We start from the raw sequence: 12,555 nt of genomic DNA, 5'->3' as shown, positions 1-12,555 counted from the left end.
CCGCGGATCTTGGTCGATTTGCGATCCTACCGACATCGATGCCGTCGCGATAGATCGGCCAAGTCTCGCGATTGGCGTTGCGATCGCGGCGGCGAGTGACGAGAGGCGATGACGAAGCAATTTCTTTTCGAGAGATTAAGTGTGCCCCTGTTGTGCCCCGGATTTTTCGGGGCATACTCCCGGGGAAACGGTCTTCTAAATGACTGGATTTAGGGCGCTAATGGTGGGCGCACAAGGGATCGAACCTTGGACCTCTCCCGTGTGAACCACAATCCGTAGACCCGAGCCAACCAAATCCGGCCATAGTTGAAATGTAAAAACCCCTTTGATTGATGTGGGTTATGGCCTTGTTCGGCCATAAGAGCCCATAGGTGACCTTGCTACATTTTGTATGCCCCCGTTGTGCCCGCCGTGGATTTTCCCTTGGGGCACAAAAATGGGGGAGGTCTGAGACCCGGTTCTGTTTGGGTTTGCGGATACTCCCTGCGCGGGCACACGGCAAGGCGAAGGTCTGAGGCCCGGTTCTGTTCGAGGGCTGACCGCCCTTCTTGCGGGGCACACCGGGCCACAGAGAGAGGGAAGGAATCATGACGGAGCCGGCCAACCAGCTGACACTCACCGATGCGGTGATCCGCAACGCAACGCTGCCGCCGGGCAAGGCCCAGCATTATCTCCACGACGACAAGCTGCCCGGCCTCGCCTTGCGCATGCGCGCCACCGGCGGCCGGACCTGGGTCTACCTCTTCACCAAGCCGGGGGTAAGGCGGACCCAGCGCAAGACCCTCGGCGCGTGGCCGAAATATAATGAGAAGGCCGCGCGCAAGGCTGCCACCATCGCCGCAGGCGAGGTCGTCAAGGGCTTGGACCGCGCGAGGCGAGGCGGCAACAGGCAGCCGAGAAGCAGCGCACCACGCTCGCGACCCTCATTGTTGAAGATGGTCCCTACCAGACGTCCTTGACCGAACGTCAAGTCGTCAACTGGAAGCCAGCAATGTCGGCGCTGAGGCGCGGGCTCAAGGATCACGCCGAGAGCGGCGTGGGGGAGCTGACGCGACGACAGATCATGGCTGCGGTCGACAAAATTGCCAAGACCGGCAAGCGCGGTGCAGCCAAAGACCTGCGCAAGCACGTGCATACCTTGCTCGAATGGTGCGTCGGCGAGGGCTATGTCGAGCACAACGTGCTCGCCGGCTATCGCGCGCCCAAGGAAACCCGCGCGCAAAGGGTGGGACGCCGAACGAAGGGCCGCGCGCTGACCGATGAGGAAATCATCAAGGTCTGGGATGCATCCGGCAAGCTAGGGGCTTTCGGTCTGCTGGCACGCATGTGCCTGCTCGGTGGCCCGCGCCGCAGCGAGCCTACCATGATCGAGTGGCGAAAGCACATCATGGATGACCGCATCACCTTCGATGCGGCGTGGACCAAGATGGGGCTGCACCACGATGTGCCGCGCACTCACCTGGTTGACGAGGTGCTCACGGCCGCGAAACATTTCCAGCGGGCAACCTCCGACTATGTCTTCCCGTCACCAAAGACCGGCGGCCAGATGTCCGGCTTCACCAAGATGGTCAACCGCCTGGTCAAGGAAGCGAGCGTCGCCAAGTTCACCATGCATGACTTAAGGCGCAGCTTGCGCACCATCATGTCACGCTGTGGTTACGACAACGAAATCCAGCGGCTGTGTGTTGGGCAAAAGCCTAGCGGAATCGATCAGGTCTACAATCACGACGAACAGTGGATCATCCGCAAGATGGCGTTCGAAGCGGCTCACGACTACATTGCGGAGTTGGTCGGCGCGAAACGGGTCGGCAAAATCGTGCGCCTGCAGCGGACGAATCCGCTTGACCCGATCAAGGCCGAACTCCTCGGCCGTCTCCGTGAGCATTATGCGGCTGAGGCGTCTTAGTGGTCTTATCGCACTTGGCCAGATAGTCGCGCACCGCATCGACACGATAGAGCGGCCGGCCATCGACGTAGCGCCATTTCAGGGGATGGTTCGGATCGCGCCGCCACTGCTCCAGCGCTCCGGGCGTGCGCCGGATGATCGCGGCCGCCTCTAATACCGTCAAATTGGAGCTGCCCGGTAGCGCATCGATATCGAACATCGCCGGCGGCGGCACCCCACGGTTCTTGCGATGACGCTTCGAGGCAGACGGCATTTCCTTGCTGTCTGGCGACCCAGATACCCCGATCCGCATCTCTTCGTCCTTGCGGCCCATGCGCCCGTCCAAAACCGTGATCGGTCGGAGGCAATAAGATCGCAGGGCTCTCGCGCAAGAAATCCAGAGCACGGGTAGGGCCGCCGGGTAGCTGGGGCGTACAAATAGGACTGATTGCAATCAACTAGGGTAGATTGAATAAGATATTGCCTTGGCTGTGGCTCCCAGCGGTTTTCCAACAAAGAAGCTTACTGCCGTCGATTCGCTCAAAGGGATTGGTTCATGATCAATGGAGTCGGCTCGGGCTTCTTGCCGTTGGTCGACTAAGCGTTGGACGGGCAAAGAGAAGGCCGACGATAAGAAGGACTCTGGTCCAATCTTTTTCCCAACTGTCTCATTGCTTGGCTTCTCAACGCCGACGGATTTCTACGCTGGTATAACGGAGCAGAGCTTCAAGAACGGTTTCATTGCCCTTTGACAATTATCGACGTCAAGAACGCGCCGCAGCAAAGTCGCAAGGAAATCCATGCGCCGCCTACATTCCTTACAATGAGGATAGGTGGATTGTCCCACGTCATGCCAAGGCCCGTTCGACAAGGCGGCAACATAGAAGCAGCAAGTGCAGTGCTGCATCCCCGGTCCACTACCGCTCACTATCGAAGTCCGGCAGGTGCATTTGTCCGTGCGCGATTGCGAAGGATTTGTTCATATGAATGACGGCGTCGGCGCCAACGCGCGTACAGTCGGTGCAGTCCAGTCCTCACCAGCCCCGGGATTGGATGCAAAAACGCCGCCCGCTTCAATGTCTCGCGGGCGGCGGCTTTCCAGCCCCGGGAGGGTGTGATGCAAAACCCCGGTGAGGATTAATCTGCACAAGTTGTGCCAAGGCTTTGTGTCGTAGAAACCAATGCCGTCGCCCGCGTAATGTCACCATGGGCGAGGAGTCAGCGAGATACTTGGCGTTCGCGGAAGAATGCAGAAGGCACGCCACCAATGCACGCAATCGTGCAGATGAGGAGGCTTGGTTGGCGCTCGCTGACGAATGGCTGAAGCTCGCGCGCGATGCTACCGGTCATGCATCCGACCAACCGCCGCAATGAGATCTGGCCGCTCAAGAACTTCCACCAGTTGGTCGAGAATAGCGCGCTCATTGTTGCGCGGCTGAGGCTTTAAGTACTCTTCCAGAATGCGCTGCGCATCGCTGACGGCTTGAAGGGCCTTTTCTGCGTCATGCATGGAGCCGAACTCCGCTGAAATCAGATTACAATGCAGCATTGACTAAATCGGTTCCGTCTAATTAAATCCGGGGTTTATTGCTGCGATAAAAACGGGCCGTAGTCGGCAGCGTCTGACGTCAGCCGCTCGTTGAGACGATGATGCAAACACTCCCCCAGTTTGAACCGGAAATGATGAAGGGTGGACGTTGGTTTGTGGCCGTCAAAACAGGGTATGGGCCCGATTCCCATATTGGAGATTTTGAGACCGAGGCGGACGCCAAGGAATGGATATTGACCAAGTCCAGGTATTGGCCGGGCAAACCGCCAGCGTAGCGCCAATGCCCCACCATCCCAGCTAGTTAAGCCGGTTCGCCCGGACAGAATTGAATCGGGATCGCAATCTCGATTTCAGATTTCGGATCCGTTCCAGAGCTTCGGCGAGCACTCGGCGAGACGTACGCCAAGCCGACGTGGACTCCAGAAAATCCATCATTCGCCGCCAGTATCCGTAACCCCAGGCGAACAGAGGTATCGACAGCAGCTTCTTCTTGTTCAGCTGAAACAGTCTTTCGATAACGGTCAGTTTCAGGACTTCCGCGGCAATAAAGACGATCGCCCCAGGAAGGAAATGACCGGTGCCGAGAAGATAGGCGCTCAGGGGCTTGGCGGGCTCCAACATGATGACGGGCACCGCGAAAAGGGCGAAGGACTGGTAGGGCCCCAACGACGTTACCCATCGCCGAACCCGTTCAAGCCACCTCTTCTTGCTGAGCCATGCCGTTATCGGTCCAGTGACGGTCGAAAACAGGGCGTCGATCGTGAAATAGACCGTTGCGACAAGGAAGACGGGGGTATCCCAAACGCGTGCCATTCAAGCCTCCGACGGGAGAAGGCACACGGAGCAAAGACGTTCCGCCAGACGGTACTTCGGACGGATGGCGGTCCGAATTCCGTCGGTTTTTGGGCGCCTCGGCAATCGAGCCAGGATGGTGGAACTCGCGGGCGCTGCGACCGTTGCTTGGCCTGCGGCAGCAGTAGCGAGTAGGAGAGCACGTGAATCGACGCCAGCTTGTTCAAGGGTCGGCGGTGCTGTCGGCGCTTCTGGTCGCTCCGCGGAGCGGTCTTGCTGCCGCAGCCCCGTCGGACGACGTGTTCGCCTCGTCCACCGTAAGGGACTTGGCACGGGCTTTGGCGGCCAAACCATACGAGGCTCCGGACGAGAAGCTGCCGGGCGGCTTGAAAGACCTTGACTACGATCAGTATCGTTCGATCCGCTTTCTGCCGGAGCGCGCGCTGTGGCGCGGCAAGAATCTTCCTTTTGAAGCGCAGTTCTTCCACCGCGGCTTCTTCTACAAGAACAGGGTGAGCCTCTTCGAGGTCGTGGAGGGAAAGGCCACTGAACTCAAGTATCGCAAGGCGGACTTTTCCTTCGGCGAGAAGGTCCCGGCGTTCGAGGACGCCGATCTCGGCTTCGCCGGCTTCCGCATACACGCGCCGATGAACCGCGCCGACTACTACGACGAGGTCTGCGTCTTCCTGGGCGCGAGCTACTTCCGCGCCGTCGCCAAGGGGCAGACGTACGGGCTTTCCGCCCGGGGGCTCTCGATCGATACGGGCGAAGCCAAGGGCGAGGAATTTCCGCTCTTCAAGTCCTTCTGGCTCGAGCGGCCCGGGCCGGGTGCGACCTCGCTGGTGATCCACGCCCTGCTCGACAGCAAAAGCTGCACGGCGAGCTACCGGTTCACCGTACGCCCCGGAGACACGACGGTGTTCGACGTCGAAATGTCGGTATACCCGCGCGTCGAAATGCAGCGAGCCGGCCTCGCGCCGATGACCAGCATGTTCTTCTACGGTCCGAACGACCGCAACGACATCGACGATTTCCGCACGTCCGTCCACGATTCCGACGGACTTGCGATCTTCAACGGCAAGGGCGAAAGCCTGTGGCGGCCGCTCAGCAATCCCCGCGACCTCCAGATCAGCACCTTTCAGGATCTCAATCCGCGCGGCTTCGGCTTGATGCAGCGGGAGAGAAACTTCTTCGCCTATCAGGACATCGAATCGAGCTTCGAAAAGCGCCCCAGTCTCTGGATGGAGCCGATCGGGGACTGGGGCGAGGGCGCCGTGGTGCTGTTCGAGATTCCGACCAAGGAGGAGGTTCACGACAACATCGCCGCTTTTTGGCGACCCAAAAGCCCGCTGCAGGCCAAAGGCGAACACAACTTCACCTATCGCCTGCATTGGGGCTCGGATGCTCCCAAACCGTCCTCGCTCGCCAGGTTCACGCGAACCGGAATAGGGGCGAGGGGCGAAGACGCGCGTCTCTTCGTCCTCGATCTGTTCGGCGAGAACCTCAAAGGCGTCGACGCTGCGGGCGTCAAAGGCGTTGTGACGGCGGAGAAGTCCGAGGTGAAGAACATCGTCACACAGCCCAATCCCTATACCGGGGGGTGGCGTCTCAGCTTCCAATGCCAGCTGAAGGGTGAGCCGATCGAGCTGCGGGCGTTTCTCGCCGAAGGCGACAAGCCCTTGTCCGAAGTCTGGGTCTATCGATGGGCACCTTGAGCACGGCACCGCGGTCCGCGGCCGGTGATATCGTGACCCAACCCCTGCTGCCGCGCGAGTCGCCTCTTCCCATGGCTCCTGGCGATTTGGGGCAGAAGCGGGTGTCGGACCGTGTTCCTGCGCCCATCGCAACCACGATGGTATGGAGACGCGGTCTCATCCTCCTCGCGACGGCTCTGCTCACGGGAGCGGGCGGCTACGAGATGTATCGCGTGCTGGAGGTCGGCGGCGTTACCGTCCTCGAAGCCATGGTGCTGACCCTTTTCCTGGTCCTGCTCGCCTGGGTCGCCTTTTCGTTCGCGTCGGCGGCGGCAGGCTTCTTTGTCCTGCTGGCTCATCATCCGGACGGGGACGCGGCGGCGCCCGGCGTGGAACTACGGCCTATCGCAAGCCGCACGGCCATGCTGCTTCCGACATACAACGAAGACCCGCATCGGCTTACGGCACGGCTGCGCGCGATCATCGAATCCTTGGAGGCGACTTCGCACGGAAAGCTGTTCGACTGGTTCATTCTGAGCGACAGCACCGATCCGGATATCTGGGTGGCGGAGGAAAAGGCACTTCTCGCGTTGCGACAGGACGTCGGAACACCACGGCTGTACTATCGCCACCGTGCCGACAACACGGCGCGGAAATCCGGCAACATCTCCGAGTGGATCACGCGTTTCGGCGGCGTTTACGACTTCATGATCGTACTCGACGCCGACAGTCTCATGAGCGGACAGACCATCGTTCGATTGGTCCATGCCATCGAGACCAATCCGACCGCCGGACTCATTCAGACTCTTCCGATGATTGTCAACGCAAGAAGTCTCTTCAGCCGTGTTCAGCAATTCGCGGGGCGCCTATACGGACCGGTGATCGCCGCCGGTGTCGCCTGGTGGCACGGCTCTGAAGGCAACTATTGGGGCCACAACGCGATCATCCGTGTGAGGGCCTTTGCCGAAACGGCCGCGCTGCCGCAGCTGCGCGGGCGCAAGCCGTTCGGTGGGCACATCCTCAGCCACGATTTCGTTGAAGCTGCGCTGATGCGACGGGCCGGCTGGGGCATCTACATGCTGCCCACGCTCGGCGGAAGCTACGAGGAGGTGCCGCCTTCGCTGCTCGATTTCGCCGCGCGCGACCGACGCTGGTGCCAGGGCAATCTCCAGCATCTCGCGGTCGTTCCCGCGCGCGGACTGCATTGGGTGTCGCGTCTGCACTTCATGGTGGGCATCGGAGCATACCTCACGGCCCCGCTCTGGCTCGTGTTCCTGCTGCTGGGAATGTTGATCTCGCTGCAGGCCCGCTTCGTGCGTCCCGAATATTTCCCGAAAGGCTTCTCCTTGTTTCCGACGTGGCCGGCCCAGGATCCGGTACTCGCCATCTGGGTATTCGGCGCCACGATGGGTATGCTTCTGTTGCCGAAACTGCTCAGCCTGATCCTCGTCTGGACACGCAGGTCGGCGAGACAGCAATTCGGCGGTGCATTTCGTGTCTCGGCCGGGGTTTTCGCGGAGATCGTCCTCTCGGCGTTGTTGGCTCCCGTGATGATGATCTTTCAGTCGATCGCGGTCATCGAGATCCTGGTCGGCCGCGATGCAGGGTGGCAGACGCAGAGGCGCGATGACGGCACGGTAGAGCGCCGCGAGCTCTACCGGAAATACGGCATTCCAACCTTGTGCGGCGTCGCGATGGCAGCAAGCGCGTATGCCGTCTCGCTTCCGCTTCTGCTCTGGATGTCGCCCGTAATCATCGGCCTGCTGTTCGCTGTTCCCTTGGGCGCTCTGACCTCCTTGCCCGCGTTCGGCGGGCAATTCGCCACCCCCGAAGAAAGAGAGGCGCCGCCGGTCCTGCGTCGGGCGAACGAACTGAGCACGTCGGCGAATGCGGATATCAAGCCCGCCATGCTGGAGCTGCGCGAAGATCCCGCGCTGTTGGCCTTTCACATTGCCCAGTTGCCGCCTGCTCGGGCCGTTCGGCCCGACATGATCGACGCGCACCTGGCCGTCGGTCGCGCCAAGGTCGAAGCGAGCGATACCTTCGAGCAGGCCGCTGAGCATCTCTCGTCCAGGGAGGTTTTTTCGATTTTGGGCAACAGTGTCGCGCTGTCGGCGGTGTTGCAAAAGCGATGAACTCGCGGTTCGTAGTGCGACGTTCGAGAACAGCCTGACAGCAGCGGCCAACTCAGCAGGCCGATAAGGACCCATTTGCCGGACGCGCCTAGCGGCGAGAGGCAAGAGTTGGACCCTGAGGCTTTGCCTGATCGGCTCCGCCGTTCTGCAACGCCGCTCGTCTTTCAGCGACGGCATGATTGAAAAGTTCGACTACCAGGCCGAATGCGGCCAGGTCCTCTTGTTCGATTGCTCCGTCGTCGTAGCACTTTTATTCACTTGGTGATGAGATGTCTGCTGTTGCGAAGCTCCAGGGCCAGAAGGAGCAATTACTGGCGCGGCTCGAAGCCGATCCCTGCTCGAACGAACGTGCCGAGAGCCAGGCGCTCCTGGCCAAGATCGAGACCGCGTTGAAGCTGCTTGGCGCCCAGGATTCCACCGCTGCAGAAGAAGACGAATAGCTCTTGAAAGCAAGGATCGAGGGGTGTCCTGTCAACACCGTTGATCTGACATATATTTTTTAAAGCCGATCGACACAAACTACGGTCGTTGCAACTCTCATCTTCGCGACCTTACGACCGTAGCTTTTGACCACAATGCTGCTCGGAAGATGTAAATTCGATTTGCCGCATTGAAGTCAAGACAGGGGCATGACGTGGGGGCCCTTTCTCGCGCTACCATGACAAGGCGATAATCTATCGGCCACGCTGATGAAGCGATGAAGCATTCTAAATAGGCCAAGCTGCTGCCCAAGGTGAGCGAGGATACGCCGCTGAAGAAGAGGCCCAAGTATGGAGTCTATTCGTTTCGGCACAGCCTCAAAGATCGCCTAAAGGCCGTGAAGCGCCCAGAGGAGTTAACCGACGAGTTGATCGGCCACGCACAGGCAAGCCGAAGTATGGCGACGGCTACGGGCTGCAGCTTAAGGCGAACTAATCTCAAGGCAATCGCTCTCACGCCAGCCTAGGCCGAGACGCCGCCCGAACGCGGGAGGCCCTGAAAATAGAACGGCCGTTGGCCAGGAACCTTGCGCCTCCCCCCATGTTTTAATCTTCGTTTTGGGCAGGTATCTCATGAGGGAACGAGCAGTATGGGATTAAAAAGGCGCCGCATCAAACACACCCGATCCCTTGAAGAACGCCTGGCCGAAGAGGCAAAGATCTTGCGCGAGGAAGCGAAGAAGCTTCCGCCAGGCGAGAGGCAAGAGAGCCTGTTGGAGAAGGCCCGCCAAGCCGAAACTGGCTCCCATATTAGCGAGTGGCTCCGCTTTCCGGGCCTAAAGCCGCCAGACTGAGACCCAAGCTCCCTTTCGTGTTCGTTGCCGGAGTGGACAACATGGGCGAGTCTTTCGGGGGGGCATTTACCGTTGTTGAAGTGACGATCGACGACAACAAGACGCAGATTTGGGTTGCCGTTGCAAAGCCCAGCCAGGCTCTGACATTGGTCCTCGCTGCCGCACCGGAGGGTTCGACTGCGGAATTAATGAATGTCCCGCTGACGCCCGAACGGCAGCGCCTCTTCGAGGAACTTAGTCTGGAGCCTGGGGATGTCCACAGGTTGGACAAGTGAGTCCTCTCACGCCTAAGTCGATCTGCGCCGCTCGCGCTCAGCACTGTTCGCTGCCTTGAGCCGTTCTCCAATATAGTCAGAGATTTCGCCAATCTCAGCCTGCAAGTCGGCTTCCGAAATGCCCTGTCCCTTGGCAGCCTCGACAAGACGTCGGCGGAGGTCCGCCACATCCTGCGACGCACCCGCAGTCCGATACTGCTCGACGGCGTGAATGCTGTTCTCCGTCCAGAAGTCGATAAACTCGCGAACCTTGCTCACTGTAGTCCCCTGGGGCAGCCAAGAGTTCAGTGTTAAAGCTAGGGGGTAAGTAGAGCAAGCAAAACACCCCGCCATTTCTGACGGGGTGCCTTCAGCGGCGCGGGCTCGTTGGTTACGAAATCTAATGCGATCGGCGCTGAAGGACCCCAAACCCTAATTCCCCACCGCCTTTGTGAACTGTTCAAGGCTCGCGAACTTCACTAGCGCGCCGTGCATGATGGCGTGGATCGATCCACCGTCGATTACACGATAAGGTGCGCCCCCAAGCACGCCGTCAGGCTCGAACGGTTTTGGAGAGCGGTCCACGGTCACGCGCGAAGAGTGGCCGCCAATTCTCCTTAGAGGGCGCTCGGGCTCTCGGTTGGCCAGCTTGGATAGTAATTCTTCATGCCTTAGGTTTGGCAGCGCGAATACAAAAAGAACCGCGATCAACGGCGACGTAATGACTGCGATTACAAACCACCAAGCGCCGTTTCGACTGAGCGATGATGCCGCGACCGAGACGACGGCCGATAGTATCAGCCATCCCATTATGATTGGCATTTAACGGTCCCCACCGCGTCGTCAGTTGCGGCAGTCTTCGCAACGCAATTCTTTACGATTTTTGCCATTCAGCCTATTGGCGCAATACCTGATGGCCGAACAATTATCATTACTCGGCTTACGAACGTAAATTTCATCGATAGTGCCGACGCAATCTGTGCTCGCAAAATGGGAGGTGTAAACCTGCTCTGCCGTGTAGCTGTGCTCGTTCAACCGCCGGCCCCCTCGCACCCGATCGCGCGTGGACGTGCCGGTCCCAGGCTCCTTGCCCATGTCTTGTTCGCCAAGTACGGCCTGCACCTGCCGCTCAATCGTCAGAGCGACGTCTATCAGCGCGAAGGCATCGACGTCGATGTGTCGACGCTCGCAGACTGGGTGGGCGCAGCAGCGGCAACCCTGATGCCACTGGTCGACGCAATCCGGAGCCATGTCTTCGCTGCCGACCCATGCCAAAGGTGTTTGGCTCTGATCTTGATCGCGTCGGCTCGATTTAGAGCAACGCGCCTGTTCCACATTTAACCTTTCGCGGAGACATCAAGCTTAACCAGCGTCTTCGATTGCATCGGAACCGGCGCGCGATAGCTTCCTCGCCACCGGACATTGCCCTTAGTCCGGGTCCCCAGTGGCGAAGCCGCTGCGCCATCATATTCGACGCGGCGGCTTCGCTTAATTGTAGGCTTCTCGCGCGAGTTCAATTTGAAGAGCCCATCAGACCGCGAAACTGTCGATCTCATTGAGATGCGTCGGCAACTTGTAAATCGGCGTGGGGTCCGAGCGCCGATAGGCCATCCTAAGTGCTTGATCAACTTCGTATCGACGGGGTCAATGTTGCGCTCCGATTCACAGACCCTGGCGCAACATGGGCCTCTCGCTGCTTGGCCCGCGTTCCACGACGCACTATCGTCCATCAGATCAGTTTCGATGAGGTGCCTTGGAGTTTTGCGGTGGCGCGCGATATTCGTTCGACCCCTTCCGTCAGAGCTTCCAGCGAGGTCGCGATTGACAGCCTGAAGTAAGGTGAGAGTCCGTAAGCCGCGCCAGCTACCAGCGCCACGCCGGCGGTGTCGAGGAAGTAAAGCACCACATCGTTGTCGGTCTCGATCCGCTTGCCGTCCTCTGTGGTCTTGCCGATCAAGCCGGCGCAATTCACGAACAGATAGAACGCGCCGTCCGGCGCCTGGCAGCTCAGACCGGGAATTGCGTTCAGGAGCGGCAGGATGGCGTCGCGCCGCTGCTTGTAGATGGCGACGCTTTCCGCGATGAAGGATTGATCACCGTTGAGCGCGGCGGTCGCTGCTGCCTGACTCACCGCGCAGCAGGTTCCCGCGGACTGCGACAACAACGTATCAAGCGCGCCGATTAGATCCCGCGGGCCGGCAACCCAGCCGATGCGCCAGCCGGTCATGGCATAGGTCTTGGACACGCCGTTGATGGCGAGGGTACGGTCGCGCAGCTCGGGCGCGGCGTTCAGGAGATGCGGAGTCGGCTTGCCGTCGAATCGAATATGCTCGTAGATGTCGTCAGTCATTACCATGACGTGCGGATGCTTGATGAGCACGTCCGCGAGCGCGCGGTACTCGGCAGCGGTATAGCTGGCGCCGGTCGGATTGCTCGGCGAGTTGATCAGCAGCCAGCGCGTTTTCGGCGTGACAGCATCTTCCAACTGCCCCGGCGACAGCTTGAAGCCATGGTTCTCGCCGCAGGCGATCGTCACCGGCGTTCCGTCGCAAGCCAGCACCATGTCCGGATAGGATACCCAGTAAGGCGCCGGAATGATGACCTCGTCACCTTCGTCGACGGTCGCTAAGAGCGCGCTGTAGACCGCGCTCTTAGCGCCGTTGGTCACGATGATCTCGTCGACGCCGTAGCTCAGCCCGTTTTCGCGCTTGAGCTTGGCTGCGATCGCCTCCCGCAATTCCTGCGTTCCCCGCATCGAGGTGTAGCGGGTCGCGCCATGGTCCATCGCGTATGCGGCCGCCTTGCGGATGTGGGCCGGCGTGTCGAAATCCGGCTCGCCGACCACCAGGCTCACGATCTGCTTGCCCTGAAGCCGTAGCTCATTGGCCCGATCGGCGGCCACGGTGCTGGGTGACGGCTTGATGCGTCTGATACGCCCTGCGAGGTTGTAGGAGTTCACGGTAGGCATCCCTT

The 12,555-nt window shown here is 60.0% G+C and carries 10 protein-coding genes and 3 pseudogenes; 6 read left to right on the top strand and 7 right to left on the bottom strand.

What is annotated here, in order from left to right; genetic code table 11:
- Positions 1–587 precede the first annotated feature (587 nt).
- Positions 588–1,906 (top strand): annotated as a pseudogene (locus ACP2YP_RS32635) (tyrosine-type recombinase/integrase).
- Here the strand turns inward: ACP2YP_RS32635 and ACP2YP_RS32630 are convergent.
- From ACP2YP_RS32630 to ACP2YP_RS32620, 3 genes are all read right to left on the bottom strand, one after another.
- The gene (locus ACP2YP_RS32630) at positions 1,851–2,219 is read right to left on the bottom strand and encodes a hypothetical protein (protein WP_426420304.1); all 369 of its coding nucleotides are present in this window, start codon (positions 2,217–2,219) and stop codon (positions 1,851–1,853) included. The pseudogene ACP2YP_RS32635 and the gene ACP2YP_RS32630 sit on opposite strands and share 56 nt — an antisense overlap.
- Positions 2,220–3,224: 1,005 nt before the next feature.
- Positions 3,225–3,395 (bottom strand): hypothetical protein, encoded by a 171-nt coding sequence (locus ACP2YP_RS32625; RefSeq protein ID WP_426420303.1) that lies wholly within the window; start codon positions 3,393–3,395, stop codon positions 3,225–3,227.
- A gap of 336 nt (positions 3,396–3,731) precedes the next feature.
- The gene (locus ACP2YP_RS32620; protein WP_426420302.1) at positions 3,732–4,247 is read right to left on the bottom strand and encodes a hypothetical protein; all 516 of its coding nucleotides are present in this window, start codon (positions 4,245–4,247) and stop codon (positions 3,732–3,734) included.
- 182 nt (positions 4,248–4,429) lie between these two features.
- Between ACP2YP_RS32620 and ACP2YP_RS32615 the strand changes: the two genes are divergently transcribed.
- Both ACP2YP_RS32615 and mdoH read left to right on the top strand, forming a co-directional pair.
- Positions 4,430–5,941: a glucan biosynthesis protein G gene (locus ACP2YP_RS32615; protein ID WP_426420301.1), complete on the top strand. Its 1,512-nt coding sequence runs from the start codon at positions 4,430–4,432 to the stop codon at positions 5,939–5,941.
- The gene (gene mdoH / locus ACP2YP_RS32610; protein ID WP_426420300.1) at positions 5,929–8,055 is read left to right on the top strand and encodes a glucans biosynthesis glucosyltransferase MdoH; all 2,127 of its coding nucleotides are present in this window, start codon (positions 5,929–5,931) and stop codon (positions 8,053–8,055) included. The genes ACP2YP_RS32615 and mdoH overlap by 13 nt, the downstream gene beginning before the upstream one ends.
- Before the next feature lie 88 nt (positions 8,056–8,143).
- Here mdoH and ACP2YP_RS32605 read toward each other — a convergent pair.
- A pseudogene (locus ACP2YP_RS32605) lies at positions 8,144–8,305 on the bottom strand (TRAP transporter substrate-binding protein); the annotation flags it as partial.
- Positions 8,306–8,324: 19 nt separating this feature from the next.
- Between ACP2YP_RS32605 and ACP2YP_RS32600 the strand changes: the two are divergent.
- Together ACP2YP_RS32600 and ACP2YP_RS32595 are read left to right on the top strand one after the other, a co-directional pair.
- On the top strand, positions 8,325–8,495 hold the full coding sequence (locus tag ACP2YP_RS32600; protein WP_426420299.1) for a hypothetical protein: 171 nt from the start codon (positions 8,325–8,327) through the stop codon (positions 8,493–8,495).
- Between the two features lie 874 nt (positions 8,496–9,369).
- Positions 9,370–9,603 (top strand): hypothetical protein, encoded by a 234-nt coding sequence (locus ACP2YP_RS32595; RefSeq protein WP_234683491.1) that lies wholly within the window; start codon positions 9,370–9,372, stop codon positions 9,601–9,603.
- Positions 9,604–9,615: 12 nt separating this feature from the next.
- Here ACP2YP_RS32595 and ACP2YP_RS32590 read toward each other — a convergent pair whose 3' ends face one another.
- Together ACP2YP_RS32590 and ACP2YP_RS32585 are read right to left on the bottom strand one after the other, a co-directional pair.
- A complete protein-coding gene (locus ACP2YP_RS32590; protein WP_426420298.1) occupies positions 9,616–9,861 on the bottom strand; it encodes a hypothetical protein in 246 nt (81 codons plus the stop codon).
- A 153-nt stretch (positions 9,862–10,014) separates the two neighbouring features.
- Positions 10,015–10,404, bottom strand: a complete 390-nt coding sequence (locus tag ACP2YP_RS32585) for a hypothetical protein (RefSeq protein WP_426420297.1) — start codon at positions 10,402–10,404, stop codon at positions 10,015–10,017.
- Between the two features lie 207 nt (positions 10,405–10,611).
- On the opposite strand from ACP2YP_RS32585, the pseudogene ACP2YP_RS32580 reads away from it, so the two are divergent.
- A pseudogene (locus tag ACP2YP_RS32580) lies at positions 10,612–10,848 on the top strand (IS66 family transposase); the annotation flags it as partial.
- A gap of 463 nt (positions 10,849–11,311) precedes the next feature.
- Here ACP2YP_RS32580 and ACP2YP_RS32575 read toward each other — a convergent pair.
- A complete protein-coding gene (locus ACP2YP_RS32575; RefSeq protein ID WP_426420296.1) occupies positions 11,312–12,541 on the bottom strand; it encodes an aspartate transaminase in 1,230 nt (409 codons plus the stop codon).
- Positions 12,542–12,555: the final 14 nt, after the last annotated feature.

The organism is Bradyrhizobium genosp. A, assembly GCF_049949275.1.
GTDB lineage: Bacteria > Pseudomonadota > Alphaproteobacteria > Rhizobiales > Xanthobacteraceae > Bradyrhizobium.
The sequence above is the reverse complement of the archived record's forward strand: the minus strand, read 5'-3'. Positions and strand labels throughout refer to the sequence as shown.